The 23,013-nt window shown below is 64.3% G+C and carries 21 protein-coding genes; 18 read left to right on the top strand and 3 right to left on the bottom strand.

The genetic code is table 11. The annotated features are described in order from the left end of the window. Positions 1-93 precede the first annotated feature (93 nt). From DPM33_RS19335 to DPM33_RS19285, 11 genes are all read left to right on the top strand, one after another. Positions 94-3,588 carry an SPOR domain-containing protein gene (locus DPM33_RS19335; protein ID WP_112099034.1) on the top strand — a complete coding sequence of 1,165 codons (3,495 nt, stop codon included), beginning with the start codon at positions 94-96 and terminating at the stop codon, positions 3,586-3,588. A gap of 135 nt (positions 3,589-3,723) precedes the next feature. Beyond that, positions 3,724-4,743, top strand: a complete 1,020-nt coding sequence (nagZ, locus tag DPM33_RS19330) for a beta-N-acetylhexosaminidase (RefSeq protein ID WP_112099033.1) — start codon at positions 3,724-3,726, stop codon at positions 4,741-4,743. Positions 4,744-4,805: 62 nt separating this feature from the next. Continuing rightward, entirely contained in the window at positions 4,806-5,606 is an 801-nt protein-coding gene (locus tag DPM33_RS19325) for a segregation and condensation protein A (protein WP_112099226.1), read from the top strand. Then, entirely contained in the window at positions 5,603-6,358 is a 756-nt protein-coding gene (scpB, locus tag DPM33_RS19320; protein WP_112099032.1) for an SMC-Scp complex subunit ScpB, read from the top strand. The genes DPM33_RS19325 and scpB overlap by 4 nt, the downstream gene beginning before the upstream one ends. 179 nt (positions 6,359-6,537) lie before the next feature. Beyond that, entirely contained in the window at positions 6,538-6,756 is a 219-nt protein-coding gene (locus DPM33_RS19315; protein ID WP_042644741.1) for a twin-arginine translocase TatA/TatE family subunit, read from the top strand. Between the two features lie 44 nt (positions 6,757-6,800). Continuing rightward, positions 6,801-7,523, top strand: coding sequence for a Sec-independent protein translocase protein TatB (gene tatB / locus DPM33_RS19310; RefSeq protein WP_112099031.1), 723 nt, complete (start codon positions 6,801-6,803; stop codon positions 7,521-7,523). Then, on the top strand, positions 7,520-8,389 hold the full coding sequence (tatC, locus tag DPM33_RS19305) for a twin-arginine translocase subunit TatC (RefSeq protein WP_112099030.1): 870 nt from the start codon (positions 7,520-7,522) through the stop codon (positions 8,387-8,389). Before tatB ends, tatC begins: the two co-directional genes overlap by 4 nt. Positions 8,390-8,494: 105 nt before the next feature. After that, on the top strand, positions 8,495-9,799 hold the full coding sequence (serS, locus tag DPM33_RS19300; protein ID WP_112099029.1) for a serine--tRNA ligase: 1,305 nt from the start codon (positions 8,495-8,497) through the stop codon (positions 9,797-9,799). A 4-nt stretch (positions 9,800-9,803) separates the two neighbouring features. After that, positions 9,804-10,562, top strand: a complete 759-nt coding sequence (gene surE, locus DPM33_RS19295) for a 5'/3'-nucleotidase SurE (RefSeq protein WP_112099028.1) — start codon at positions 9,804-9,806, stop codon at positions 10,560-10,562. Then, positions 10,559-11,212 (top strand): protein-L-isoaspartate(D-aspartate) O-methyltransferase, encoded by a 654-nt coding sequence (locus tag DPM33_RS19290; RefSeq protein WP_112099027.1) that lies wholly within the window; start codon positions 10,559-10,561, stop codon positions 11,210-11,212. The genes surE and DPM33_RS19290 overlap by 4 nt, the downstream gene beginning before the upstream one ends. 138 nt (positions 11,213-11,350) lie before the next feature. Further along, positions 11,351-12,859 carry a peptidoglycan DD-metalloendopeptidase family protein gene (locus DPM33_RS19285; RefSeq protein WP_112099026.1) on the top strand — a complete coding sequence of 503 codons (1,509 nt, stop codon included), beginning with the start codon at positions 11,351-11,353 and terminating at the stop codon, positions 12,857-12,859. Positions 12,860-12,952: 93 nt separating this feature from the next. On the opposite strand, the gene DPM33_RS19280 is transcribed toward DPM33_RS19285, so the two are convergent. Further along, positions 12,953-13,825, bottom strand: a complete 873-nt coding sequence (locus DPM33_RS19280; RefSeq protein ID WP_112099025.1) for an ATP-binding protein — start codon at positions 13,823-13,825, stop codon at positions 12,953-12,955. 266 nt (positions 13,826-14,091) lie between these two features. On the opposite strand from DPM33_RS19280, the gene yajC reads away from it, so the two are divergent. From yajC to DPM33_RS19245, 7 genes are all read left to right on the top strand, one after another. Continuing rightward, on the top strand, positions 14,092-14,427 hold the full coding sequence (gene yajC / locus DPM33_RS19275) for a preprotein translocase subunit YajC (RefSeq protein ID WP_112099024.1): 336 nt from the start codon (positions 14,092-14,094) through the stop codon (positions 14,425-14,427). Positions 14,428-14,477: 50 nt separating this feature from the next. Beyond that, complete coding sequence (locus tag DPM33_RS19270) at positions 14,478-15,476, top strand: SecDF P1 head subdomain-containing protein (protein ID WP_112099023.1); 999 nt, start codon at positions 14,478-14,480, stop codon at positions 15,474-15,476. Between the two features lie 88 nt (positions 15,477-15,564). Then, entirely contained in the window at positions 15,565-18,117 is a 2,553-nt protein-coding gene (gene secDF, locus DPM33_RS19265) for a protein translocase subunit SecDF (RefSeq protein ID WP_112099022.1), read from the top strand. 78 nt (positions 18,118-18,195) lie between these two features. Continuing rightward, positions 18,196-18,585, top strand: a complete 390-nt coding sequence (locus DPM33_RS19260; RefSeq protein WP_112099021.1) for an Mth938-like domain-containing protein — start codon at positions 18,196-18,198, stop codon at positions 18,583-18,585. Then, the gene (locus DPM33_RS19255) at positions 18,586-19,452 is read left to right on the top strand and encodes a phytoene/squalene synthase family protein (RefSeq protein WP_245442250.1); all 867 of its coding nucleotides are present in this window, start codon (positions 18,586-18,588) and stop codon (positions 19,450-19,452) included. Between the two features lie 81 nt (positions 19,453-19,533). Further along, positions 19,534-19,959 (top strand): hypothetical protein, encoded by a 426-nt coding sequence (locus tag DPM33_RS19250; RefSeq protein WP_112099020.1) that lies wholly within the window; start codon positions 19,534-19,536, stop codon positions 19,957-19,959. After that, complete coding sequence (locus DPM33_RS19245; RefSeq protein WP_208648427.1) at positions 19,959-20,909, top strand: sterol desaturase family protein; 951 nt, start codon at positions 19,959-19,961, stop codon at positions 20,907-20,909. The genes DPM33_RS19250 and DPM33_RS19245 overlap by 1 nt, the downstream gene beginning before the upstream one ends. Positions 20,910-20,918: 9 nt before the next feature. Here DPM33_RS19245 and DPM33_RS19240 read toward each other — a convergent pair whose 3' ends face one another. After that, positions 20,919-21,401: a T6SS immunity protein Tdi1 domain-containing protein gene (locus tag DPM33_RS19240; RefSeq protein ID WP_112099018.1), complete on the bottom strand. Its 483-nt coding sequence runs from the start codon at positions 21,399-21,401 to the stop codon at positions 20,919-20,921. Between the two features lie 55 nt (positions 21,402-21,456). Then, positions 21,457-22,866 (bottom strand): methylenetetrahydrofolate--tRNA-(uracil(54)-C(5))-methyltransferase (FADH(2)-oxidizing) TrmFO, encoded by a 1,410-nt coding sequence (gene trmFO, locus DPM33_RS19235; protein WP_112099017.1) that lies wholly within the window; start codon positions 22,864-22,866, stop codon positions 21,457-21,459. Positions 22,867-23,013: the final 147 nt, after the last annotated feature.

The raw sequence follows: 23,013 nt of genomic DNA, 5'->3' as shown, positions 1-23,013 counted from the left end.
AAAACCTGTCACCTTTTGCCCACATTGCGCTGGTAAGGGCCAACCCTGCGCGACGTCCATGGCGTCCGACTGTGTGCGAGTTCGGGAACAATAATGGCAGACAGAACCCCGCTGAAAGTAGCCGACCACAACGATATCGCCGACGATGATCCGTTCGCGGAGCTGACACGGATCATGGGTTTCGACCCGCGCCAGCCGGTCAGACAGCCGGCCCCCGCGGCCGAGAAAGCCATGCCGGCTAACCAGGCTCCGGCGGCGGACGATTTCGACATCGACCTCGAGAAGGAGTTGATGGGGGAGTTCGATTCCGTCGAGGAAAGCGAGCCGGTCGCGCAGCAGGCTGTCGTGCATCAGATCAGGCAGGAGCCTGCTTTCGGGGCCGCCAGCGCCGCCGCGAATAACGACGAACTGACGGCATCCTTCGAGCAGGATTTCGTCTTTGACGACGCGGCGGACCACGCCGACTTCGCCATGCCGCGCGCGCCAGAGCCGAATTTCACTGCTGCGCCGCAAGTCGCGCCCGAGCCGCACTTCGCCCCTGAGCAGCATTTTGCACCCGAGCCGCATTTCGTGCCGGAGCCGGAAGTCGCTCCCGAGCCGGAAGTCGCTTTCGACGATGATTTCGACAAGGCGGTCGCCAGTTCGCTGGATGTCTCGGCGCTCGAGGATGACCTTCCGATCGACGAGGAGATGGCAGCGTCGCTGGATCAGGATTTCCAGCTCGACCATCACCAGCCCGCCGCGCCCGAATATCACGAGCCGGTCGACACCCGTCAGGATGCCGTCGAAGCCGTGCAGGCCGCCAGCGAAGAGGCGTTCGACGCCGATTTCGACAATGCGGTCCAGATGTCGCTCGAAGACGAGCTGTCGTTCGAGAACCACGAGCCGGAGCACCCTGAACAGGCCACGGAGGCGGTCGAAGCCCATGCCGGTGCTTCGCTGATCTCCGAAGATGATTTTACCGATCATTTCGATCAGGCGATAAGCGATGTCGATCTGGATATCGGCCAAGATATGAATCTCGGCCAGGACCAGGAGCCGGAGCTATCGCTCGACGACGAGCCGGCGCCGATGGTCGAGGCGCCGACCGCGCCGGAGCATTTCGCCGCCGAGCCCGAGCCTGAGTTCGCCGCGCCCGAGCCTACCTCCGCGCTGACCCTTGAGGACGATTTCGAGCTGAGCTTCCGCGATGCGCTGAACGAGGAACCTCAAGCTCCGGCCGTGGAGCCCGCCGCGGTGCAGCCGGCCATGGCCGAGCCAGCCCCCGTCGTCGCCGCTCCGGTTCAGCCGGTCGCAGTCGTCGCGCCGCCAAAGCCGGCCGCCAGCGAGCGCAGCCTGGAAGACGAGCTCAATGCGTTGCTCGGCGCCATGACCGCGCGGCCGATGCCTGTGGTCAAGGAGCCTGTTGCGGCGCCACGGCTGGTTTCTGAACCTGCCGGTTACGCGAGCGGGAAGGCCGCCGCCGACAATCTCGATTGGGATATCGACGAGGATCAGCCCGCGCAGAATGGCCGGGGCGTCGAGCCGGTCGACAACGGCCTGGACGACTTGCTCGCCAGCGAGCTTGATCGCCAGGATTTCGCGGCCTCGGCCAAGACCGAGCCCGAAGTCGATTTCGACGACGATTTCGGCGCCGCTTTCGACCGGAGTATCGAGGCCGAGCAGGCGGCTGCCGCTACGGTGAGGTCTCCGACCAATTCGTCCGAATGGTTGCATTCGACGCCTGCGGAACCGTCCAGGTCGTGGGGCCGTTCGACCCCGACCGCCGCTCCGCCCGTGCAAGCTTCGTTTGCGGCGCAGCCGGCGCCCGCGGCGCTAGTGCAGATGGCAGCGCCTTCAGCGTCGCTGCAGATGACGACGCCTGCCTACCGCAGCGAACCGGCGCCGGACTATTCCGCCTATGCCAAGCCGGCGCCGGCCCCGATGCCAGCGCCGCAGCCCCCCCAGCATGACGACGTGCCGGACGTCGAGACCGTCGATGTTCCGGAGCGCGTCGTCGCGCTGGCCGACGATCTCGACATTCCGGAGCTCAGCTTCGAGGAGGATCAGCCGGCGGCAACCGCCTATGACGACCTCGATGCGGAGTTCGCCAGCCTGCTCACCGACATGAACGCGACCGACATTGCATCGGTGCCCGCGCAGAGCCGGGGCTATGAAGAATCCCACGATGCTGGCTTCAACGGCTATGACCGTCGCGATCTGCGTGCCGAGGCTCCGGCGGCTCCAGCCGCCCCGGCTTCGTTTGCCGCGGCGAACGATTACGACGCCGACGATCTGCCCGGCAACCGGCCGGTTTCGCAGACGGCCGAATTCGCTACCGACGAGCTCGACTACGATCCCGAGCTTGAAGAGGCGATGGCGATCCCCGGCCTCGCCGAGCGCGAGGCGGCACAGCCGCGGCGTCGCAGCATGATGATCGGGGCGCTGGTCGGCGCCGTGGTGGTTCTCGGCGGCCTTGGTGCGCTAGCCTTCTCCTTCGGCGGCAAGGGCGGCAGCGAAGCTCCGGTGATCGTCAAGGCCGACAATTCGCCGATCAAGGTGAAGCCCGAAAATCCGGGCGGCGCGGTGGTGCCGAACCAGGACAACAAGGTTTATGACGCGGTGGCCAAGGGCGGTGGCGCGGCCAAGCCCGCCGAGCCGGTGCAGCAGAAGCTGGTAAACACCACCGAACAGCCCGTCGACCTGGCCTCGAAGGAACCGCCGCAGAGCCGTGTGGTCGATCTTTCACCCAATGATACCGACGCCTCGGCTGGCGCCGATGCCGCTGCCAAGCCCGACACGGCATTGCCTGGCGTCGCGCAAGCGGCGGTACCGGAAAGCGCCCAGCCGGCCGCGCCGGAGAGCGCGCAATCGGCCGCGGCTGATGGCGCACAGCCGGCTGCGCCGGCGCCCAAGTCGGAAGACCGCATCGCCCAGGTGCTGCAGCAGGATGCCGACAACGGGGCCAGCAACGACGTCGTTGCCGTTGCGCCGCGCAAGGTAAAGACCATGATGGTGAAGCCCGACGGCTCGCTGGTGCCGCGCGAAGACCCGGCTCCGGCCGCGCCGAAGGTCGCCGCCGCAGAGCCGAGCGATCCGGCGCCGCAGCATGTTGCGCCGGCCTCCGACGGCCAGCAGACGGGAACCGTGGCTTCCGACAATGCGGACCAGGCGGACCAGACCGCTGCGCCGGCAGTGAAACCCGCGAAACCTTTGAAGAAGACTGAAGCCAAGGCGCAGTCGGCCGACACGCCGGCCGTGGTGCCGGTGGCGCCGGCGCGTCCGTCTGACCAGCCGGTCGATATCGTCGGCGAGGTCAAGCCGGACCAGGTCGCGTCCATCGACCCGGCGTCGGCCGCCGGTGGCGGCTCATGGTCGATGCAGATTGCCTCGCAGCCGACGGTGGAAAGTGCGCAGTCGACCTATCAGGACCTGCAGCGCCGCTACGGCAGCGTGCTTTCCGGCCGCACGGCCAGCATCGTCAAGGCGGAAGTCGCGGGCAAGGGCACGTTCTACCGGGTTCGCGTTCCGGCCAAGTCGCGCAACGATGCGATCGCGCTCTGCACCAGCTACAAGGCTGCCGGCGGCAACTGCTTCGTGTCGCGCTGATCCGAGTTCAACTTCGCAAAGCCGGCGCCGCCGAAAAAGCCGCGCCGGCTTTTCGTTGTGGACGGTTGTGGGCTTTGGCGGCGCGCAGGGCAGGGGTGATTCCCTTTGCCCGGCCAAAGCCTTAAGCTTCGGTGCATGAGCGAATCAAAATCCATGATCCTCGGCTGCGCCGGGAAATCCCTCACCGAAGACGAAATCCGCTTCTATCGCGATGAACGTCCGTGGGGCTTCATCCTGTTTGCGCGCAATATCGGCGAGGCCGGGCAGATCCGCGACCTGGTTGCCTCGATGCGGGACTGCGTCGGCCGCCCCGACGCGCCGGTCTTCATCGACCAGGAAGGCGGGAGGGTGCAGCGGCTGCGTCCACCGCTGGCGCCGAACTATCCGGCCGGCGGCGCGCTCGGCGCGTTGTGGCGCGAGGATCGTGAGGCCGGCCGCCGCGCCGCCTGGCTGATGGCGCGGCTGCACGCCTTCGATCTCTCCAGGCTGGGCATCACCGCCGACTGCCTGCCGGTGCTCGACGTTCCGGTCGAAGGCGCCAGCGACGTCATCGGCGCGCGTGCCTACGGCAAGGAGCCCAACGCCGTGGTCGAGCTTGGCCGAGCTTCGGCCGAGGGCTTGATGTCCGGCGGCGTGCTGCCGGTGATGAAGCATATTCCCGGCCACGGCCGCGCCTTTGCCGACACGCATTTCGCGCTGCCGACCGTCGATACGCCGCTCAAGGAGCTGCGCCGGCATGATTTCGCCCCGTTCAAGGCGCTCAACGCGCTGCCGATGGCGATGACTGCGCATGTCGTCTACAGCGCCGTCGACCCCGACAACCCGGCGACGACTTCCGCCAAGGTCGTCGATCAGGTGATCCGCGGCGCGATCGGTTTCGACGGGCTGCTGATGAGCGACGACACCTCGATGAAGGCACTTTCTGGGGATTTCCCGACAAAGGCGGCCTCGATCCTTGCGGCCGGCTGCGATCTCGTCCTTCACTGCAACGGCGTTTTCGAGGAAATGTCGGGGATCGCGTCGCGCACGACGGCGCTCACGGGCAAGTCCTTGCAACGCGCGGAGCGGGCGCTGACCTATATAAAGAACCGCGACGTCGCCGACGAAACCGCGATACGCGCCGAATTTGCCACCTATTTCGAAGCGGTGGTCTGAACCGAAGGGACGAAAGGCAAGTGGCGGAGACATTGGAAGTGAAGGCCGCGAAGGCCGCACCGATGGACCGTCTGTGGGCCGAGAACGACGATTCCCGCCTTACCGGCGACCCGTCGCTGGTCGTCGACGTGGCAGGCTTCGAAGGCCCGCTCGATCTTTTGCTGCATCTTGCCCGCAACCAGAAGGTCGATCTGGCGCGCATTTCAATCCTGGCGCTCGCCGAGCAATATCTGGCTTTCATCGAAAAAGTGCGGGCACTCAGATTGGAGCTCGCCGCCGATTATCTGGTGATGGCGGCATGGCTTGCCTTCCTGAAGTCGAAGCTGTTGATCCCGAAACAGCCCGGCGAAGAGGGCGAAAGCGGCGAGGAACTGGCGGCGGTGCTGCAATTCCGGCTGAAGCGGCTGGAAGCCATGCGCGACGCCTCGGCGCGACTGGTCAACCGCAACCGCCTCGGTCGCGACGTCTTCGCGCGCGGAATGCCGGAAATGGTCATCATCGAGAAGCGCAACAGCTTTTCGGCCTCGCTCTACGACCTGCTCACCGCCTATGCGCAGCAGCGCCAGAAGCAGGCGATCAACAATGTGACGATCGCCCGGCGCGCCGTGTGGTCGCTCAAGGATGCTCGTGAGGTGCTGGCAAGGCTGATCGGCGACGTCGGCGACTGGACGGCGCTCGACAGTTTCCTGATCGAATATCTGGCGGCGCCGGAAGAGAAGCGGACGGCGATGGCCAGTTCCTTCGCCGCGACGCTCGAAATGGTGCGCGAGGGCAAACTGGAACTGCGGCAGGATCAGGTGTTCGCGCCGATCTATCTGCGCGGCCGCGCGCAAGGGTTAAGGGCAGTCGAGGTGGTATCATGAGCGAACGCGCCAACGCTTCGGTCATCCCGTTCAAGGTCGAGGATGAGCCGGAAGACGAGATGGCCGAGCAGGGTTCGCTCGAGAACCCCGCCGAGCGGCTGCAACTATCGGAAGCCGTGCGCATGGCCGAGGCGATCATTTTCGCCAGCGCCGAGCCGGTGAGCGAAAAGCAGCTCGCCGCGCGCCTGCCCGATGGCGTCAACATCGCCGCCGCAATGGCGGACCTGCAGGAAATCTATGCCAAGCGCGGCGTCAACCTGGTGCGGGTCGGCGAGGCCTGGGCCTTCCGCACCGCCGGCGATCTGGCCTTCCTGATGAGCCGGGACTCCGTCCAGCAAAGGAAGCTTTCGCGCGCGGCGCTCGAAGTGCTGGCGATCATTGCCTATCACCAGCCGGTCACGCGCGCCGAAATCGAAGACATCAGAGGCGTGGAGACGTCGAAGGGTACGCTGGACACGCTGCTGGAAACGGAATGGGTCAGGATGCGCGGCCGCCGCCGCACGCCTGGGCGGCCGGTGACCTATGGCACGACGGACGCTTTCCTCGATCATTTCGCGCTGGAGGAAATCCGTGACCTACCCGGCATGGAAGAGTTGAAGGGCGCGGGGCTGCTCTCGACGCGCATGCCTTCCAACTTCTCGATGCCGGTGCCGCCGGCTGACCCCGACGCGCTGACCGAGGACGAGGACGCGCTGACCGATATCGACCTCGAGGAACTCGGGCTGCTGACGCCGCGCGTCACCGACGAATGATCATCAAATCGCCGCGAATGGTCTATTAGCAGAGGCTGCGCGGATTGGTAGCAAGCCGGTCACGCCGAAAGTGCGTGACATCCGCTAGCCATTTTATCAACTTCGTGGCGGTTGTGTTTGAATCCCCGTGCGAAAACGCATAGATCATCGCCAGGGAAAACATTCGAGAGAGATTGGCAATGGGTTCATTTTCGATTTGGCACTGGATGATCGTGCTGGTCATCGTGCTTCTGGTGTTCGGCCGCGGCAAGATCCCGGAACTGATGGGCGACATGGCCAAGGGCATCAAGAGCTTCAAGAAGGGCATGGCAGACGACGACGCCGACGATAAGCGTACCGTCGAGCATCGTGCCGACGAGACCGTTTCGCCGGGCAAGGAAAAGGTCAGCAAGAGCTGAGCTCCAGGCTCTCGTTGGAACAGCTCTCGTTGGAATAGATTGCCATGTTTGAAGTCGGCTGGAGCGAACTGCTGGTGATCGCGGTCGTCATGATCGTGGTCGTCGGGCCGAAGGATTTGCCCAACATGCTGCGCACCTTCGGCCGCACCGCAGCGAAATTGCGGGCCATGGCCGGCGACTTCCAGAAGCAGTTCAACGAGGCGCTCAAGGAAGCCGAACTCGACGACGTGAAGAGTTCGATCGACAGTCTTCGGGGCCTCAATCCATTGAACGAGGTGCGCAAGCAGCTCAATCCGTTCGAACAGGCAGCGGCCGATGTGCGCGCCGGCGTCGATACGATGATGAAGCCCAAGCCGGCCGCCGATCCGACGGCGCCGGCCGCGGAGACGCCGCAAGCCGCCGAGCCGCTGAAAAATGGCGCCACGGATATGCCCGGTGGCAACGGCGCCGAGGTCGCTCCGGCAGCGCCGATCTTCCCGGCCATGACCGACGCCTCCGTCACCGCACCGGTTACCGCCGCCGTGCCGGCCCAGCCGGCGAAAAGGGCGACCGTCAGGGCAAAGACGGCTGGTGGCACTGCGAAGACGGCAGCGGCGTCGCAGGCATCGACTGCAAAGGCGCCGGCCAAATCCGCGCCGGCTCCCGCGAAAGCCGCCGCGCCCGCCAGGAAGGCCGCGCCCAAGGCTGAGGCAAAGCCTGCCGCTACGAAGAAGCCGGCCGCGAAGAAGGCAACCGACAGCAAGAAGATGGCGGGCGACACCAAGTGAGCGTTTCGGACAAGGAGAAGGAAGAAATCGAGAAATCGTCCGCGCCGCTGATCGAACATCTGATCGAGCTGCGCCGCCGCCTGATCTGGTCGCTGGGCGGTTTCTTCATCGCCTTCCTGGTCTGCTTCTTTTTCGCCAAGCGCCTGTTCAACCTTCTCGTCATCCCGTTCAAATGGGCGACGCAATGGGCCGGGCTCGACCCGCACAAGGTCGAGCTGATCTATACCGCGCCGCAGGAGTTCTTCTTCACCCAGGTGAAGCTCGCCATGTTCGGCGGCATGGTGATCGCCTTTCCGTTGATCGCCACGCAGATCTACAAGTTCATCGCGCCCGGCCTCTACAAGAACGAGCGCAACGCCTTCCTGCCGTTCCTGATCGCGTCGCCCATCCTGTTCCTGATGGGCGCCTCGCTGGTCTATTTCTTCTTCACCCCGATGGTGATGTGGTTCTTCCTGGCCATGCAGCAAGCCGGCACCAACGACCAGGTGCAAATTTCGCTGCTGCCGAAGGTGTCGGAATATCTCAGCCTGATCATGACGCTGATCTTCTCCTTCGGCCTGGTGTTCCAGCTGCCGGTGGTGACCAGCCTTTTGACGCGCGTCGGCATATTGTCGTCGCAGGCGCTGGCCGAGAAGCGCAAATGGGCGATCGTGCTTTCCTTCGTCGTCGCCGCTGTGCTGACGCCGCCCGACCCGATGAGCCAGTGCGGCCTCGCGATCCCGACGATCATCCTCTACGAAGTCGCCATCTGGTCTTCGCGCATGATCGAGCGCAGCCAGGCGCGCGATCGTCTGGCGCGCGAGCAGCAGCAAGAGGCGGAGAACAGCTCGGTCTCGAGCAACACGCCGGACGCCTCCTCGACCTAGGCAGAGCCGCTCAGGCCGGGAAAATCGCGGCGGTCGGCTCGGCCGCCGTCTTGCATCGATGACGGATGCGGTTTACGCCCACGATCCTTACCTTGAGGATCGACCATGCTTGATATCAAATGGATTCGCGACAACCCGAAGGCCCTTGTCGAGGCGCTGATGAAGCGCTCGTGGTCGGCGGGCGAGGCGCAGTCCACGGTCGACGATCTGGTCGCCGGGGACGAGGCGCGGCGCGAACATCTGACGGAGTTGCAGGTCAAGCAGGAGCGCCGCAACGCCGCCTCGAAGGAGATCGGCAATGCCATGCGCTCGGGCGATGCGGCGCTTGCTGAAAAGCTCAAGAGCGAAGTCAGCGATATCAAGGCGTTCATCCAGAACGGCGAGGCGCGCGAGCGCGAGCTCGACAAGGCGCTGAGCGACGCGCTTGCGGTGCTTCCCAACGTCCCGCTGGAGGATGTGCCGGTCGGCAAGGACGAGCACGACAATGTCGTCAAGCGCATCGTCGGCGAGGTGCCGACGCGTCCGAACTGGGTGAAGGAGCATTTCGAGGTCGGCGAAGCGCTCGGCATGATGGATTTCGAGCGGGCGGCAAAACTGTCCGGCGCGCGCTTTACAGTGCTGAAAAGCCAATTGGCGCGCCTGGAGCGGGCGCTTGGCCAGTTCATGCTCGACCTGCACACGACCGAGCACGGCTATGAAGAGGTCATCCCGCCCCTGATGGTGCGCGACGAGGTGCTGTTCGGCACCAACCAACTGCCGAAGTTCGAGGAAGACCTGTTCTTCACGCCGCATGGCGATGGGCGGCTCGGCCTGATCCCGACCGCCGAAGTGCCGCTCACCAACCTCGTGCGCGAAGAGATCACGGCCCACGAAAAACTGCCGTTGCGCTACACGGCGCTGACGCCGTGCTTCCGCTCGGAAGCGGGTTCGGCCGGCCGCGACACGCGCGGCATGCTGCGCCAGCACCAGTTTTACAAGGTCGAGCTGGTGTCGGTCACCGACCAGGAAAGCTCGCTCGCCGAGCATGAGCGCATGACGCAATGCGCCGAGGAGGTTCTGAAGCGGCTTGGCCTGCCGTTCCGCACGGTCACGCTCTGCACCGGCGACATGGGTTTCGGCGCGCGCAAGACCTACGATATCGAGGTCTGGCTGCCCGGCCAGAACGCCTATCGCGAGATCTCGTCCTGCTCGGTCTGTGGCGATTTCCAGGCCAGACGCATGGATGCCCGCTACAAGGACAAGGACGGCAAGGGCAACCGCTTCGTCCACACGCTCAATGGCTCCGGCACGGCGGTCGGCCGCGCTCTTATTGCCGTCATCGAAAACTACCAGAATGAAGACGGCAGCGTAACCATTCCTGAAGTGCTGCGGCCTTACATGGGTGGTCTGGTCAAGATCGGTCCGAAGTGAATCCATGCGCATCCTGCTGACCAATGACGACGGCATCCATGCCGAGGGGCTGGCGTCGCTCGAACGCATCGCCCGCACGCTGTCGGACGATGTCTGGGTGGTCGCGCCGGAGCAGGACCAGTCCGGCTACGCGCATTCGCTGTCGATTTCGGAACCGCTCCGGCTGCGCAAGATCGGCGAGAAGCATTATGCCGTGCGCGGCACGCCGACCGACTGCGTCATCATGGGCACGAAAAAGATCCTGCCCGGACCGCCGGACCTCATCCTGTCCGGTGTCAATTCCGGCGCCAACATCGCCGACGACGTGACCTATTCCGGCACCGTGGCGGGCGCCATGGAGGGCGCGCTGCTCGGCGTGCGCTCGATCGCGGTGAGCCAGGCCTATTCCTATGTCGGCGAGGACCGTGTCGTTCCTTATGAGACGACCGAGACGCTGGCGCCTGCGTTGTTGAAGAGGCTGGTGGAAACGCCGTTACCGGAAGGCGTGCTGCTCAACGTCAATTTCCCCAACTGTGCGCCCGACGAAGTCGAGGGCACCGTCGTCACCTCGCAAGGCAAGCTGGTGCACAGCCTGTGGGTCGACGAACGCCGCGACGGGCGCGGCCTGCCTTACTATTGGCTGCGCTTCGGCCGCGAGCCGGTCGAGGGCAAGAAGGGCACCGACCTCCACGCAATGCGCAACCGGCTGGTTTCGGTGACGCCGCTGCAGCTCGACCTCACCGCCCATGAACTCCGCGACCAACTGACCAAGGCATTGGCATGAATACGGGCCTCGACGACCGCGAGGGGTTTGCCGCTTTCCTGCTCAGGCTGCGGGGCAGGGGGACGGCGCCGAAGCCGTTGGTCGCCGCTTTCGAGGCGACGCCGCGGCGCGGCTTCTTGTCGGCCCAGTTCCACGCGATCGCCTGGTCGGACGGCATGCTGCCGATCGAATGCGGCGAGGCGATCGAGGGCGCCGATCTGCAGGCGGCGGTGATCGCCGCGCTTCATATCGAGCCGGGCAACCGCGTGCTCGAGATCGGCACCGGCTCGGGCTACACGGCCGCGGTCATGTCGCGGCTTGCTGCGCGCATCATCACCATCGACCGTTACAAGACGCTCACCGAGCAGGCAAAGCAGCGCTTCGAGGCGCTCGCCATCAGCAACATCATCGCCCGCCAGGCCGACGGTTCCAACGGCCTGCCCAATGAAGGGCCGTTCGACCGCATCGTCGCCTGGGCCGCCTTCGACAGCCTGCCGCGCTTCCTGCTCGACCAACTGTCGAGCGGCGGTATCGTCATCGCGCCGATCGGCCCGGAGGAGGGCGAGCAGGTGCTGGCCAAGCTCACCAAGGTCGGCAGCCGTTTCGAGCGCGAGGACATCGGCATGGTCAGGCTGCAGCCGATACTGCGCAGCGTCGCGGCGGTGATTTAGCGGGCCTCAACGCCTTCGCCAAAATTTCCGCCAATGCTTTAAGAAAATTTTCGTCGGATTCTAATGAGTTAACCGGCCAGTAACATTAACGCGCTTTAATTAGGGCCAGTTTGTACCGGGTCTGTGCGGGTTAGTGCGATGCAATTCAATCACTTGAAAGCAAACAGACGCAATCTGGCGCGCGGTTGCGCCGTCCTCATGATTGCCGGCGCGGCGGCCGGGTGCAGTTCCCAGTCGATGCGCTTCAACGGGGTCGATGATGTCTTCACGTCATCCACCAACAATCAGCGCGCCATCATCAACAAGCAGAATGCCGACCAGCCCTATCCGGGTGACACGGTGGCACCTGCGCCGGTCGACGGCGCGCACACCCAGTCGGTCAGCCGTTCCAGCCTCGAGCCGGTCACGGCGCAGCAGTTGCCGCCTCCGTCGGCGCCGGCTGCGGCCAAGCCGATGCGCACCGCTTCGGCACCCGCTCCGGCGCTTGCGCCCGCGCCGCATCTCGACAGGACGGCAACCGGCACGGTTGCGCCGGCAAAGCCGTTCAAGACCGCCGAGCCTGACGCGGTCCGCAACGCCAGTGCCACGCCGCATGCGACCGAGATCGTGGTCCGGGACGGCGAGACGCTTTCGGGCCTGGCGGCGCATTACCACGTGCCGGCCGACGCCATAGCCAAGGTCAACGGGATCGACCCGAAGAAGGGCATCCGCTCCGGCCAGAAGATCGTCATCCCCGCCTATGCCTACTCGAGCAAGGCGGAGTCGAAGGTCGCCGAAGGCAAGCCGGCGAACGCACCGAAGCAGCCTGCTCCGGAAAAGGTCGCCGTGCTGCCGCAGCAGCCGAAGGTCAAGGACGGCAAAGCGGCCGCCCAGGTCGACACGTCGGCAGCCGCCACGGGTTCCAAGAATCCCAAGCGCACGTCGCAGGTTGCCGAGGCGAAGCCGGCTGGCGCCGGGGGCACCTATACCGTCCAGCAGGGCGACTCGCTGTCGTCGATCGCGAGGAAGACCGGCGTCGGCACCACGGCGCTTAAGCAGGCCAACGGCATGAAGGACGGCCTGCTCAAGATCGGCCAGACGCTCAAGGTTCCGGCCGGCGGCACCGTTCAGGTGGCAGCCGCCAAGCCCGCGGCCGCCAAGCCAGCGATCGATCCGGTGACGACGGCAACGACGCCGCCGGCGGCCAAGACCACCGAGACGCTCGCCTCCTACACGCCGCCGAAGAAGGACGTCAAGGTCATTCAGCAGGCCGAGGACGACAATGCCGAGGCGCCCGATGCGACCGGCATCGGCAAGATGCGCTGGCCGGTGCGCGGCCGCGTCATCTCCGGCTTCGGCTCCGGCAAGGACGGCGTCGACATCGCGGTGCCGGAGGGAACGCCGATCAAGGCGGCCGAGAACGGCGTCGTCATCTATGCCGGCGACGGCCTCAAGGAATTCGGCAACACCGTGCTGGTGCGGCATGAGAACGGACTGGTCACCGTCTACGGCCACGCAAGCTCAATCGAGGTGCAGCGCGGCCAGAAGGTCAAGCGCGGCCAGGAGATCGCGCTGTCCGGCATGAGCGGCACCACCGACTCGCCCAAGCTGCACTTTGAAGTGCGCAAGAACTCGGCCCCGGTCGATCCGACCGGCTATCTCGAATAGAACAAGAGCCTTTTGCGGGCCGTCTGACCTCCAGTCCGACCCGCCGTCTTCAGCCCGCTCCACAGGAGCGGGCTTTTTCCGTTGGGATTGAGTTCAATCCTTCAACGGCTTGCCGAGGCGACCGGCCAGGTCCTGCGTGAACTGCCAGGCGACGCGGCCGGAACGGCTGCCGCGCGTGGTCGCCCATTCCAGCGCCTCGGCGCGCAGATGGTCGGGGTCGATGGTCAGCTCATGATAGCGGACATAGCCGTCGATCATGTCGAGATATTCGTCCTGCGAACATTTGTGGAAGCCGAGCCAGAGGCCGAAACGGTCGGAAAGCGAGACCTTTTCCTCGACCGCTTCCGACGGATTGATGGCGGTCGAGCGCTCATTGTCGATCATGTCGCGCGGCAACAGGTGACGCCGGTTAGACGTGGCGTAGAAGATGACGTTGGCGGGCCGGCCCTCGACGCCGCCTTCGAGCGCCGCCTTCAGCGATTTGTACGAGGTGTCGTCATGGTCGAAGGAGAGGTCGTCGCAGAAAAGCATGAAGCGGTAGGGGGCCGCCTTCAACAGGCCCATCAACCTGGGCAGCGTGTCGATGTCCTCGCGGTGGATCTCGATCAGCTTCAGCGGTCGGTCGAGCTTGTCCGACGCATTGACCGCGGCGTGCACGGCCTTGACCAGCGACGACTTGCCCATGCCGCGCGCGCCCCACAGCAGCACATTGTTGGCGGCGAAGCCGGACGCGAAGCGTTCGGTGTTGTCGAGCAGGATGTCGCGCACCCGGTCGACGCCGCGGATCAGGCCGATGTCGACGCGGTTGACCTTGCGTACCGGTTCCAGGACCCCGGGCTCGGCCTGCCAGACGAAGCAGTCGGCGACGCTAAGATCGGTCTCCGGGACGGGCGGCGCGGCGAGGCGGGAAACCGCTTCGATCAGGCGGTCGAGCTTCTTGTTCAAGGCGTCCAGGCTGTCGGTCATTTGGGTCTTTTTGTTAAGGCATTTCAGCATGTGGGTGCAGCATCCATGACATCGCTGCAAGAACCACGCCCAAGCTTTTGTTGGAGCATGATCTTTTCGGTGGCCTCGAAGCCGCTTCCGCTGCGACGCTCTAGCACGTCGCAAACGGCTGGAAAAGCAACGGATTGGGCTTGCTGCGCAGTTGCATTGGCAGCTTTAGCGACTATATTCCGGCCAAATTTTCGCGGGTCCGCCCCGGCGGTATTTCACCATCCAGGAGTTTCTTGATGTTCGTTACACCGGCATACGCCCAAGGCATCGGCGCCTCGCCAGACATGTTCATCTCGATTTTGCCGTTTGTCCTGATTTTCGTGATCATGTATTTTCTGATCATCCGGCCGCAGCGCGCGCAGCTGAAGAAGCGTCAGGAAATGCTGTCGGCGGTGCGCCGCGGCGATACGGTGGTGACCGGCGGCGGCTTCGTCGGCAAAGTGACCAAGGTGATCGACGACAATGAGCTGGAGATCGACCTTGGCGGCACAAAGGTGACGGCGCTGCGTTCGACGATCTCGGACGTGCGCGTCAAGGGCGAGCCGGTGGCGAACCAGAACGCCAAGAAGTAAGCGAAGCCGGCGGCAATGGCCGCGGGCAGGGCTCCGACGAACGGCAACATATGGTCCATCTTTCGCGCCTGAAGGTCATGTTGATCGGGTTTGCCCTGGTCTCGATGATCTTCGGCGCGTCGCATGCTTTCGCCGCCGATCCGCACATTCTGCTTCGTGTTGACGTGGCCTATCTGGTCAACGAACGCATGGCGGCGGTGCGCGATGAGATCAGGACGCTGCTGCGCGATGCTCAACCGAAGATCGACTACGATGGCCTTGTCGCATCGAGCCAGACGGTGCAGGTGCGCATCGTCGATGGCAGTCAGGTCGATGCCGCCAAGTCGGCACTCAAGACGTTGACCGACCCTGTCGCCGGTGTCCAGGAAATGGTGCTGGACGAAAGCCAACCCGGCTTGCTGAAGTTCACGATGACGGATGCCGGCTTGAAATCCCGAACGTCCATCGCGCTCAGGCAATCGATCGAGGTCATCAAAAATCGCCTGCAGGATCTTGGCGTTGCCGGCGCGCTGGCCCAGCAGACAGACGAAGACGGCATATTGGTTCAGGCGCCGGGCGCCGTGGATTTGCTGGGGGTGGGAAAAATACTTGCCCGGCCCGGCCGTCTGAGTTTCCGGCTGGTCGACACATCGATGCCGGTGAACGATGCCGTCAACGCCAGTCCGCCTGCGGGCTCGTCGGTGCTCTATTCACTCGATGATCCGCCGGTTTCTTACCTCGTCGAAGATCGTGTGATCGTGGCGGGCAAAAGTGTAGTCGATGCGCAAGCGACGACCAATTCGTCGAGCAGCGAACCTGTCGTCGCATTCCGGCTCGATTCCAGGGGTACGGAACGTTTCAAGTGGGCAACCACGCGGAATATCGGCAAGCCATTCGCGGTGATTTTGGACGATCAGGTGATTTCAGCGCCGATCATCCGCGAGCCGATCGAGCATGGCACCGGGCAGATATCAGGCAATTTCACGATCGAAAGCGCCAAGGAACTTGCCTTGCTGTTCCGCACCGGCGCGCTGCCGGCGCGATTGACAATCGTCGAGGAAGCACGATAGGGCCGGCGTGGTTGAAATGACGACGATAGACGACAACCGAGCCGATGGCGGGACGCTGCCGCTCGTACGCCTGAACGGATAAGAACGAATGCTCTATTTCTCGCGCCTGAAGATGATCCTGATCTGGCTCGCCGTGGCCATCACAGTGATCCTCGCCGCGCCCAACCTTTTCCCGGCAAGCATGCTGGCGCAACTGCCGAGCTGGGTGCCGAAGCGGCAGATGACGCTCGGCCTCGACCTTCAGGGCGGTTCGCACATTCTGCTCGAAATGAATCAGAACGACCTGATCAAGGACAGGATGGAGACGACGCGCGACGAGATCAGGACGCTGCTGCGCGACGCCAACCCGAAGATCAACTACACCGGGCTTTCCGGTTCGGGGCGCACCGTGCAGGTTCGCATCACCGACCCGACGCAGCTCGACCAGGCCAAGAAGGTTCTGAAGCCGCTGACCGATCCGGTGGCCGCCGGCCTGTTCAGCGGCGGTTCCATCCAGGAGATGGCGCTGGATGAATCCGAGCCGGGCCTGCTCAAATTCACGGTTACCGACGCCGGCCTCAAATACCGCACCTCGACGGCGCTGACGCAGTCGATCGAAGTGGTCGAGCGGCGCGTCAACGAGCTCGGCACCACCGAGCCGATCGTGCAGCGCCAGGGCGATGACCGCATCCTGGTGCAGGTGCCGGGCCTGCAGGATCCGCAGCGGCTGAAGGAAATCCTTGGCCAGACCGCGAAGCTGACCTTCCAAATGGTCGACCAGTCGATGCCGGTGCAGGACGCGTTGAAGGGTCGCCCGCCGGCCGGCTCGACGGTGCTTTATTCGCAGGACGATCCGCCGGTTCCGTATCTCATCGAGAACCGCGTCATCGTTTCCGGCGAAAACTTGGTCGACGCGCAGGCGACCTATAATTCGCAGACCAACGAGCCCGTCGTTTCCTTCCGCTTCGATTCCAAGGGCGCGACCCGTTTCGGCCAGGCCACGGCGCAGAATGTCGACAAGCTGTTTGCCATCATTCTCGACAACCAGGTGATTTCGGCGCCGCAGATCCGCGAGCCGATCCTCGGCGGCACCGGCCAGATTTCCGGCAATTTCACGCCGCAGAGCGCCAACGACCTTGCCGTGCTGCTGCGTGCCGGCGCGCTGCCGGCGACGCTGACCGTGATCGAAGAGCGCACCGTCGGTCCGGGCCTCGGCCAGGATTCGATCCATGCCGGCAAGGTCGCCGGCTTGATCGGCTCGATCCTCGTCGTCGCCTTCATGTTCGTCGCCTACGGCTTTCTCGGCTTCCTCGCCAACATCGCGCTGGCCGTCCACGTGGCGATGATCGTGGCGCTGCTGTCGCTGCTCGGCGCCACGCTCACTCTGCCCGGTATCGCCGGTATCGTGCTCACCATCGGCATGGCGGTGGACTCCAACGTTCTGATCTATGAACGAATCCGCGAGGAGCGACGAAATGGCCGCTCGGTGATTCAGTCGATCGATACCGGCTTCTCCAAGGCGCTGGCGACGATCGTGGACTCCAACGTCACCTCGCTGATCGCGACCGTGGTGCTGTTTTGGCTGGGCACTGGACCGGTCAAGGGTTTTGCGATCACCTACGCGATCGGCATCCTGACCACGGTCTTCACCGCCTTCACCTTCACCCGCATGCTGGTGTCGATCTGGCTGCGCCGCGCCCGCCCGAAGGAATTGCCGCGCGCGCCGGTCACGTTCATTCCGCCGGGCACCAAGATACCGTTCATGGGCATCCGCCGCTGGACGTTCGCTCTGTCCAGCCTGCTGTCGATCCTGTCGGTCGTCGGGTTCCTGACCATCGACATCAATTACGGTATCGACTTCAAGGGCGGCTCGATGATCGAGGTGCAGTCCAAGCAGGGCGACGCCAATCTCGGCGACATCCGCAACAGGCTGTCCGAGCTCAACATCGGCGAGATCCAGGTGCAGCAGTTCGGCGCGCCGAACGACGTGCTGATCCGCGTCGGCACGCAGGACGCCGGCGAGAATGCCGAGCAGACCGTCATCGACAAGGTGCGGGGCGAGTTGCAGGACCAGTATGATTTCCGCCGCGTCGAAGTGGTGGGTCCGACGGTTTCGGGCGAACTCGCCAAGCAGGGCACGATCGCCATGCTGATCGCGCTGGTCGGCATCCTGCTCTATGTCTGGTTCCGTTTCGAATGGCAGTTCGCGGTCGGCGCCATCATCGCCACGGTGCACGACGTCGTGATGACGATCGGCTTCTTCGTCCTGACAGGACTGGAGTTCAACCAGTCGTCGCTGGCGGCGATCCTGACCATCATAGGCTACTCGCTGAACGACACGATCGTGGTCTATGACCGCGTCCGCGAGGATCTGCGAAAATACAAGAAGATGCCGCTGCCGCAGCTCTTGAACAACGCCATCAACGAGACGCTGTCGAGAACCACGCTGACCTCGGTCACGACCATCCTGGCGCTGCTGGCGCTGGTGCTTTTCGGCGGCGAGGTCATCCGCTCCTTCACGCTGGCGATGCTGTTCGGCGTGGTGTTCGGCACCTACTCGTCGATCTTCATCGCCGCGCCGCTGCTGATCCTGTTCAAGTTGCGCCCGCAAGCCGCGACGGAAGGGGAAAAGCCGGTGAACGGCAAGGCCGTGACGACCTGACGCCGTCCAAGTCAAAGAGATAGAGCATGATGTCGTCCGAAAACTGCTCCACACTTTTCGGCATCATGCTCTAGACCCATGGCCAAAGGCATCATCATCCGTGAGGCGCATTTCCCCGGCAAGGCGCCGATCGAGGCCTATGGCAATGGCGGCTTCCGCTTTGCCGACATGTCGCATCGCGGATCGCTGCTCGTCCTGCCCTCGGGCATCCATGGCTGGGAGCCGGCCGATCCGCTGGCGCTGAAGGCCTCGGACTTCGACAGGCTGTTCGCCGAGGTCGGCAAGGTGGAGATACTGCTGGTCGGCATGGGCAAGGAACTGCGGCCGCTGCCTGCGGCGCTGCGCGCCGCGTTCAAGGAGGCCGGCATCTCGGCCGACCCGATGTCGACGGGAGCGGCGGTGCGGACCTACAATGTGCTCCTGGCCGAAGACCGCGCCGTGGCCGCGGCACTGATCGCCGTCGATTGAATGGCCGGCAGGTCCAACATCGTCAAGAATGGCAACATCGTCATGGACGCGGTGCGCGCCGCCAACCATGACCGGTATCTGTCTGCGCTCTACGCGCCGGCCGACAAGCGCGACGCGCTGTTTGCGCTCTATGCCTTCAATGCCGAGATCGCCGGCGTGCGCGACCGTATCCACGAGCCGCTGCCGGGCGAGGTCAGGCTGCAATGGTGGCGCGACATCATCGCGGCCGACGGGGATGCCGAGACAGGCCACCCGACCGCCGATGCCTTGCGCGCGACGATATCGGCCAACGGGCTGCCGAAAGCGGCGTTCGAGTACATGCTCGAGGCGCGTATCTTCGATCTCTATGACGATCCGATGCCGTCGCGTACCGACCTTGAAGGCTACTGCGGCGAGACGGCCGCCGCACTTATCCAGCTTGCGGCCATGGTGATCGATCCGGCTGCGGCGCCTGGCTTTGCCGAACTGGCGGGCAGGGCCGGTTGCGCGCAGGCCATCACCGGCCTGCTGTTGCTCCTGCCGCTGCATCGCCGGCGCGGGCAGTGCTTTGTGCCTGCCGATATCCTGGCGGCAGCCGGCACGACGCCGGAAGAGTTCGTCAAGGGAGAAAGCGGGGCTGCCGCGGAGCGCGCCGTTGCGGCGATGATCGCACTGGCGCGGGAGCATCTCAATGCCTTCGAGAAAGGCGCGCCGGCGCTTCCCGTTACGCTGCGACCCGCCTTCCTGCCGCTGGCACTGACCCGTGCCTATCTCGACAAGATGGAGAAGGCGGGCAGGTCGCCGCTCAACACAACGGCGGCGCTCTCCACCTTGCGTCGGCACTGGCTGCTGCTGCGTCATGCGATGCGGGGCTGGGAGCCTCTTTGACGTAAACGTCAACCGTGCTAGGGGTTTTGTCGTGTGGACTCGCGTCGAAGAAATGCGAGCCGCCGGAGGAGCCGCCTTTCCATGAGCCTGCCAGTCCTGGTCGTCCTAGTCGTGTTCGGCATCGCCTTGTCCGTCGCGGCCGTGCATTTCACCGGTGGCACGACAAACGCGACGCTTGCCGGCACCGGTCAGGCGCTCGCGCGCTTTGCCGAGGATTTTCCCGATGAGAAGCCGGGCAGTGTGCGGCTGACAGCCGACAACCACGCCGCGTTTCTCGAACTCGGCCCGCAGCGCCTGGGCATCGTCCAGAGCATCGGCGACTGTTTTCTGACGCGCATCGTCACGCCGTCCGACATCCTGGCGCTGGCGCGGGAAGGCAATGAGGTCTCGGTGCGGCTCCACGATTTCACCTGGAAAGGCGGCAGGTTCGTTTTCGCCGACGAAGCCGACGCGCTGGCGGTGGCGGCCGCGCTGCAAGGCCGTGATCAAATCCGAGAGGCGGCGTGATGGACCAGTATAATTTCCCGCAGGTCACCCAGCTTGCCATTCCCTTCTTCGTCGCCGCGATCCTGATCGAGCTCTGGCTGGTGCGCACCGGCCGTGCCAAGGGATCGTTCGAGACGCGCGATACGCTGGCCAGCCTGATGATGGGCACCGGCAATGTCGTCGCCGGCCTGCTGCTCGGCGTCGTGTCCTACTGGGCGCTGCTGTGGCTGTGGCAGTTCCGCTTCTTCAATCTCGGTCTCTCGATCTGGGTCTTCGTCGCCGCCTTCCTGCTCGACGATTTGCGCTACTATGTCTATCACCGCATCGCGCACCAGGTGCGCTGGGTGTGGGCTGAGCATGTCAACCACCATTCCAGCCAGCACTACAATCTCTCGACGGCGCTGCGGCAAAGCTGGACCGGGCTTTTCACCTTCATGTTCGTGCTGCAGGCGCCGCTGGTGCTGCTCGGCTTCCATCCGGCGGTTATCGCCTTCGTCTTCGGCTTCAACCTGGTCTGGCAGTTCTGGATCCACACCGAGACGATCAGCAGGATGTGGGGCTGGTTCGAGTTCATCTTCAACACGCCCTCGCATCACCGCGTCCACCACGCCACCAATCCGCGCTATCTCGACGCCAACTATGCCGGCACGCTGATCATCTGGGATCGCATGTTCGGCACCTTCGTCGCGGAGTTGGAGGAAGACCGGCCACGCTACGGCATCGTAAAGAACATCGGCACCTTCAACCCGCTGAAGGTCGCCTTCCATGAATGGATCGGCATGTTCAAGGACGCGCTGACGCCGGGGCTGACGCTCAGCCAGCGGCTCAACTATCTGATCCAGCCGCCGGGCTGGAGCCATGACGGCTCGCGCGACACGTCGGAGACGCTGAAGGCGGCTTATGTCAGGCGAAATCCGGGAGAGGCGGGCAAGCCGGGGTTGCCGGGGGCGAGCGCCGAGCCGGCGGAGTAGCTTACCAGCCTAATCGACGACCTTGATCCGCACCCGTGAGCCGTCGGGCAATTCGTTAATCTGGCGATGAACCTCGGCCATGCCGATGAACTGCTCTCTGACTGGAACTACGAACATGTTCTTGATGTCGAATTTGCCTTCATCGAAGACGGGCAAGATGGTGAAGCCGAAGCATTCCCCCGCCTTCGGCTTCTTGCCAGCGGCGTGAAGGCGTACGACAAGCGGAGGCAGGAACCACTCGTCGACGAGGTCAGGAGACACCCGGATCATCTCCTCGAATCGCGCCCGACTGAGAGCGACCCGCTCGACCAAGCCTGTCCCTGTGTCTAGCCAATGAACCTCCTTGTTCGGCCGCTCGACAAACATGCCGCCCACCATGGAGCAGACAAGTGGGGTCCAAGGCTCGGGCAACAACCAGGACCACGCTTCCGCCGCCGCCTGCGCTACATCCGATTCAAATTGAAAAGCGATATCACGCCAGGTGATGCTCATTTGGGCCCCCGACCCAAAGATAGAGCCGGAGGAAGAATGTCTGCAACGGGTAAGGCTACTCCGCCGCTTCGGCCCGCATGGGCAGTCCGAGCCACTGCCGGCAATCGGCCAGTGCCCGCGACGTAATCGCATGCCTTTTGGCGACGGTCTTGTCCTTGCCGCGCAGGCGCTTGCCTTCGGCCTTCGGCGCTTCCACCGGCGGGAACAGGCCGAAATTGACGTTCATCGGCTGGAAGGAGCGTTTGCCCGGCTCGTCGTCCGAGACGATGTGGCCGCCGGTGATGTGGTTGAGCAGCGCGCCGAAGGCGGTGGTCGAAGGCGGTAGCGAGGGCGCCTGGCCGAGCCGTTCGGCGGCGGCGAAGCGGCCGGCGAGCAGGCCGATCGCGGCACTTTCGACATAGCCTTCACAGCCGGTGATCTGGCCGGCAAAGCGCAGTCCCGGCCGCGACTTCAGCTGCAGCGAGGGATCGAGCAGCGTCGGCGAGTTGATGTAGGTGTTGCGGTGCAGGCCGCCGAGCCGGGCGAAGTCGGCGTTCTCAAGTCCGGGGATGGTGCGGAAGATGCGTACCTGCTCGGCATGCTTCAGCTTGGTCTGGAAACCGACCATGTTGTAGAGCGTGCCCAGCGCATTGTCCTGGCGAAGCTGCACGACGGCATAGGCCTTGACCGTCGGATTGTGGGCGTTGGTCAGCCCCATCGGCTTCATCGGACCGTAGCGCAGCGTCTCGACGCCGCGCTCGGCCATCACCTCGATCGGCAGGCAGCCGTCGAAATAGGGCGTGCCTTCCCACTGCTTGAATTCCGTCTTCTGCCCGTCGAGCAGCGCCTGGACAAAGGCGAAATACTGCTCCTTGTCCATCGGGCAGTTGATGTAGTCCTTGCCGGTGCCGCCGGGACCGACCTTGTCGTAGCGCGACTGAAACCAGCAAATGTTCATGTCGATCGTATCGAAATGCACGATCGGCGCGATCGCGTCGAAGAAGGCCAGCGCGTCGGCGCCGGTGGCTTCCGCAATCGACTGCGCCAGTGACGGCGCGGTCAGCGGGCCGGTGGCGATAATCGCCTGGTCCCAATCCGCCGGAGGCAGTCCTGGCACTTCCTCGCGCTCGATCGCGATCAGCGGATGCGCCTCGATCTTCGCGGTGACCGCGTCGGAAAAGCCGTCACGGTCGACGGCCAGAGCGCCGCCGGCGGGAACCTGGTTGGCATCGCCGGCGCTCATGATCAGCGAGCCGGCAAGCCGCATTTCGGCATGCAGCAGGCCGACCGCGTTGCTCTGGGCATCGTCGGAGCGGAAAGAGTTGGAGCATACGAGCTCGGCCAGACCGTCGGTCTTGTGCGCATCGGTGCCGCGCACGGGACGCATCTCATGCAGCACGACAGGGATGCCGGCTTGCGCGATCTGCCATGCGGCTTCGGAGCCGGCGAGGCCGCCGCCGATGACGTGTACTGGATTTTTGTTCATGAGCGCCGGAATAGTCGCTTGGCGAAGCGATTGCAATTGCCGGCGAAGGCGGGAAAGCCTGCCCTGACTCTAGCTGGAGCATATCTTTTCCGAAAACCGGTTCCCACTTTTCGGGATCATGCTCTGAAAACAACAACACCCGCCGGG

The sequence above is a fragment of the Mesorhizobium hawassense genome, assembly GCF_003289945.1.
Lineage (GTDB): Bacteria > Pseudomonadota > Alphaproteobacteria > Rhizobiales > Rhizobiaceae > Mesorhizobium > Mesorhizobium hawassense.
This window is presented reverse-complemented; position numbering and strand designations above follow the sequence as displayed.

What these genes read in the sequence shown, in the direction of transcription:
- tatB (WP_112099031.1), top strand. Translation starts at nt 6,801, where the DNA reads ATGTTTGAAGTCGGCTGGAGCGAACTGCTGGTGATCGCGGTCGTCATG.
- DPM33_RS19335 (WP_112099034.1), top strand. Translation starts at nt 94, where the DNA reads ATGGCAGACAGAACCCCGCTGAAAGTAGCCGACCACAACGATATCGCC.
- DPM33_RS19290 (WP_112099027.1), top strand. Translation starts at nt 10,559, where the DNA reads ATGAATACGGGCCTCGACGACCGCGAGGGGTTTGCCGCTTTCCTGCTC.
- DPM33_RS19285 (WP_112099026.1), top strand. Translation starts at nt 11,351, where the DNA reads ATGCAATTCAATCACTTGAAAGCAAACAGACGCAATCTGGCGCGCGGT.
- DPM33_RS19250 (WP_112099020.1), top strand. Translation starts at nt 19,534, where the DNA reads ATGAGCCTGCCAGTCCTGGTCGTCCTAGTCGTGTTCGGCATCGCCTTG.
- DPM33_RS19245 (WP_208648427.1), top strand. Translation starts at nt 19,959, where the DNA reads ATGGACCAGTATAATTTCCCGCAGGTCACCCAGCTTGCCATTCCCTTC.
- secDF (WP_112099022.1), top strand. Translation starts at nt 15,565, where the DNA reads ATGCTCTATTTCTCGCGCCTGAAGATGATCCTGATCTGGCTCGCCGTG.
- serS (WP_112099029.1), top strand. Translation starts at nt 8,495, where the DNA reads ATGCTTGATATCAAATGGATTCGCGACAACCCGAAGGCCCTTGTCGAG.
- yajC (WP_112099024.1), top strand. Translation starts at nt 14,092, where the DNA reads ATGTTCGTTACACCGGCATACGCCCAAGGCATCGGCGCCTCGCCAGAC.
- DPM33_RS19240 (WP_112099018.1), bottom strand. Translation starts at nt 21,401, where the DNA reads ATGAGCATCACCTGGCGTGATATCGCTTTTCAATTTGAATCGGATGTA.
- surE (WP_112099028.1), top strand. Translation starts at nt 9,804, where the DNA reads ATGCGCATCCTGCTGACCAATGACGACGGCATCCATGCCGAGGGGCTG.
- DPM33_RS19280 (WP_112099025.1), bottom strand. Translation starts at nt 13,825, where the DNA reads ATGACCGACAGCCTGGACGCCTTGAACAAGAAGCTCGACCGCCTGATC.
- scpB (WP_112099032.1), top strand. Translation starts at nt 5,603, where the DNA reads ATGAGCGAACGCGCCAACGCTTCGGTCATCCCGTTCAAGGTCGAGGAT.
- nagZ (WP_112099033.1), top strand. Translation starts at nt 3,724, where the DNA reads ATGAGCGAATCAAAATCCATGATCCTCGGCTGCGCCGGGAAATCCCTC.
- DPM33_RS19255 (WP_245442250.1), top strand. Translation starts at nt 18,586, where the DNA reads ATGGCCGGCAGGTCCAACATCGTCAAGAATGGCAACATCGTCATGGAC.
- DPM33_RS19315 (WP_042644741.1), top strand. Translation starts at nt 6,538, where the DNA reads ATGGGTTCATTTTCGATTTGGCACTGGATGATCGTGCTGGTCATCGTG.
- DPM33_RS19260 (WP_112099021.1), top strand. Translation starts at nt 18,196, where the DNA reads ATGGCCAAAGGCATCATCATCCGTGAGGCGCATTTCCCCGGCAAGGCG.
- trmFO (WP_112099017.1), bottom strand. Translation starts at nt 22,866, where the DNA reads ATGAACAAAAATCCAGTACACGTCATCGGCGGCGGCCTCGCCGGCTCC.
- DPM33_RS19325 (WP_112099226.1), top strand. Translation starts at nt 4,806, where the DNA reads ATGGACCGTCTGTGGGCCGAGAACGACGATTCCCGCCTTACCGGCGAC.
- DPM33_RS19270 (WP_112099023.1), top strand. Translation starts at nt 14,478, where the DNA reads ATGGTCCATCTTTCGCGCCTGAAGGTCATGTTGATCGGGTTTGCCCTG.